We start from the raw sequence: 3,890 nt of genomic DNA, 5'->3' as shown, positions 1-3,890 counted from the left end.
GTTAAATTATAGTGTTGCGGAATTAAGGACAATGAAAGTTTAGTTAAAAAATATATAGGATTGTGCCGTTTTTCCCATTTTTTTCGTATCTTTGCAGTATTATTAGTTTTATTACAAATAACCTAATTTATTCAATTATTCCGTAGATGTTACTATAGCATTATGAGAAAGAGAATTATAAATCTTTTAATGATGACCTGCGTATTAGCCGGCGGCTACTCTCAGGTATCGCTTGCCCAACAGGCTAAGTCGGGCAAGCTAACTCAGTTTGTCAACCCTCGAATCGGAACAGGTGGACATGGACACGTTTTCCTCGGAGCCAACGTTCCGTTCGGATATGTCCAGTTAGGTCCTACAGAACCATCCCGCGGATGGGACTGGTGCTCCGGCTATCATCATTCTGACTCCATCCTCATCGGTTTCGGACACCAGCACCTGAGCGGTACCGGTATCGGCGACCTGGGCGACGTGGCATTCCTGCCCGTAGTAGATGGCAACCAGAAACAAATCAAGTTCAGTCACGACAACGAGAACGTGCGCCCTGGATACTATGCAGTCAAACTGCAACAGCCTAATGTATGGGTGGAGCTGACCGCTACCCAGCGTGCCGGCTTCCAGCGCTATACCTTCGGTGCTGATGCACAGCAGGCACAGCTGGTACTCGACCTGAAGCAGGGTATCGGCTGGGATGGAGCCAAGGACTTCAATGTAGATAACACCACAGCTACCACCGTGGCTGGTCACCGTTTCTCCAAGGGATGGGCGAACGACCAGAAGGCATTCTTCTTCGCAGAATTCTCTCAACCTGTTACCGTGAAGCCACTGGGCACCGGCAGATGGCTGATTACCGCAGCTGACGTCACCAAGCCATTGTTGGTAAAGACCGGTATGTCCGCTGTAAGTGCAGAGAATGCCAAGCTGAACCTGGAGAAAGAGATTCCGGGCTGGGATTTCCGCCAGGTAGTAGCAGATGCAGATGCAGCCTGGAACAAGGAATTGGCTAAGGTGAATATCGAGACCAGCGATTCTACCTCCCGCCGCATCTTCTACACAGCCATGTATCATACCATGACCGCTCCATCTGTCTTCTCAGACGTCAACGGTCAGTATCGCGGTGCCGACGGCAAGGTCTATGACGGCAACTTCACCAATTATACCACCTTGTCACTCTGGGACACCTATCGTGCTGCTCATCCATTGATGACCATGATACATACCGACATGTTGCCAGATATGGCAAGCACCTTCATCAATATCTATCGCCAGCAGGGCAAGTTGCCAGTATGGCATCTGATGGGTAACGAAACCAACTGTATGGTGGGCAACCCTGGCATTCCGGTTCTTGCCGATATGGTACTGAAGGGCTATGTAAAGGATAAGGAAGGAGCCTACGAAGCCTTGAAGCAGTCGGCTATGCTCGATGAGCGTGGTATGGGATTGCTCAAGAAGCACGGTTATCTGCCATACGACAAGGAGCCTACCAAGGAAACCGTTGCCAAGGGCTTGGAATATGCGCTGGCTGATGCCTGTGTGGCAAAGGTGGCTCGCATGCTGGGAAAGAAGGAAGATGCCAAGTACTTCGAGAACAGATCAAAGGCTTACAGCAAGTACTTCGACAAGGAGACCGGCTTTATGCGCGGTCTGAGTTCCGACGGCAAGTTCCGCGTTCCTTTCAACCCATTCTCTGCCGAGCATCGTGAAGATGACTATACCGAGGGAAATGCATGGCAATATACCTGGCTGGTGCCTCATGATGTTCACGGACTCGTAAAGCTCTTCGGCAATGAAAAGAAGTTTGTGACCAAGCTCGACTCTCTCTTCATCGTTACCGGTGAGATGGGTGCCAATGCTTCTCCTGACATCTCTGGTCTGATTGGTCAGTATGCTCATGGCAACGAGCCTAGCCATCATGTTCTCTACATGTACAACTATGTAGGTCAGCCTTGGAAGGCTGCCCGTCTGCTCAGACAGACACTGGACGAGATGTACAAGGATGACTTTGACGGTTTGAGCGGCAACGAGGATGTAGGCCAGATGTCAGCATGGTATGTGCTTTCTTCCGTAGGTCTCTATCAGGTAGAGCCAGCCGGCGGCAAGTACATCATCGGCAGTCCTATCTTCGACAAGGCAGAACTGAACGTGGGCAAGGGCAAGACCTTCAACATCGTCTGCAAGAACAACAGCAAGGAAAACATGTACGTACAGTCTGTGAAGTTGAACGGCAAGCCATACAGCAAGTCATACATCATGTATAACGACATCATGAAGGGCGGCACCCTCGAACTGCAGATGGGCAACCAGCCATCGAAGTGGGGAACCCGTCCTGCCGACCGTCCATAAGAATCAAGCACTAACTAACAAAAATATAAATATAATGAGAAAGACTATTTTAACATTGGCTCTTCTTGCCTCCATGAGCGCTATGGCTCAGGAGAATGCTGAGGTAGATGTGCATGCACGCTATACCAAGGTGGTAACCCCAGTGAATGGCAAATACGAGTCAAAGCGTCCTCCTGTAGAGGACCGTCTCTTCACTTCTACAGCTGTAGAGAAGAAGATCAAGGAAGTACAGAAACTCCTGAAGAAGAATCCAAAGTTGGCTTGGATGTTTGCCAACTGCTATCCTAACACCCTGGAGAGTACCGTTCACTACCGTGTGCTCGAAAATGGTGATGATGATACATTCGTATATACCGGTGACATTCCAGCCATGTGGCTCCGCGACTCAGGTGCCCAGGTATGGCCTTACGTAGCCCTCGCCAACAAGGACGAGAAGTTGAAGAAGATGCTGAAGGGCGTGATTCTCCGCCAGTTGAAGTGCATCAACATCGACCGCTACGCCAACGCCTTCAATGACGGTCCTACCGGTGCCGGCTGGCAGAAAGACCGCACCAAGATGCAGCCGGATGTATTCGAGCGCAAATATGAGATCGACTCCTTCTGCTACCCTATCCGTCTGGCTTACGAGTACTGGAAGGTAACAGGCGATGACTCTATTTTTGGCGAAGTATGGATGAAGGCTATCGAGAATATCCTGAAGACCTTCCACGAGCAGCAGCGCAAGGTGACAGCCAAGGCTTATCACTTTACCCGTGTTTCTGACCGTGCCTTCGATACCATCGGTTGGGACGGCTTCGGTGCTCCGGTAAAACCGGTAGGACTGATTGCTTCCATGTTCCGTCCTTCTGATGATGCCACCATCCTTCCATTCCTGATTCCATCCAACTTCATGGCAGTTTCTTCCATGAACAAGGCAGCAGAGATATTGAAGCACGTGGCAGAGAAGGATGCGGCAAAGAAAGATGCAGCCTTGAAGATTGCGCAGGATTGCAGCAGTCTTGCCGATGAGGTACATACTGCTCTGCAGAAGTATGCTATCTACAACCATCCTAAGTATGGCAAGATCTATGCTTACGAGGTAGATGGTTTCGGCAACCAGCTCCTGATGGACGATTCCAACGTTCCTTCTCTCCTGGGTATGGGCTATATGGGTGATGTTCCTATGAACGACCCTATCTACCAGAACACCCGCCGTTTCGTTTGGAGTGAGGACAATCCTTGCTTCTTCCGTGGCAAGGCTGGCGAAGGTATCGGTGGTCCACACATCGGTTACGACATGCCTTGGCCTATGTCTATCATGATGAAGTGCTTCACCGCACAGAGCGATGACGAGATCCGCTTCTGCATGAAGATGCTGTTGAATACGGATGCCGGTATGGGATTCATCCATGAGTCTTTCCACAAGGACGATGCTTCTAAATACACCCGTCCTTGGTTCGCATGGCAGAACACCCTCTTCGGAGAGTTGGTCATCAAGCTGATCAATGATGGCAAGGCAGACTTACTGAACAACCTGTAATATCTAGAGAAAGAGGGTTTATCATAAGTCA

General features: G+C 49.9%; 2 protein-coding genes. Both read left to right on the top strand.

Annotated elements, in window-relative coordinates:
- The first annotated feature begins 162 nt into the window (after nucleotides 1-162).
- On the top strand, nucleotides 163-2,340 hold the full coding sequence (locus tag DW657_RS16635; RefSeq protein ID WP_118313482.1) for a GH92 family glycosyl hydrolase: 2,178 nt from the start codon (nucleotides 163-165) through the stop codon (nucleotides 2,338-2,340).
- Nucleotides 2,341-2,374: 34 nt separating this feature from the next.
- A complete protein-coding gene (locus DW657_RS16630) occupies nucleotides 2,375-3,859 on the top strand; it encodes a glycoside hydrolase family 125 protein (protein ID WP_117663519.1) in 1,485 nt (494 codons plus the stop codon).
- Nucleotides 3,860-3,890: the final 31 nt, after the last annotated feature.

This window comes from Prevotella sp. AM23-5 (assembly GCF_003473645.1).
Classification (GTDB): Bacteria; Bacteroidota; Bacteroidia; order Bacteroidales; family Bacteroidaceae; genus Prevotella; species Prevotella copri_A.
Note: the sequence above shows the minus strand (reverse complement) of the source record. Positions and strands in the feature narration are given on the sequence as shown.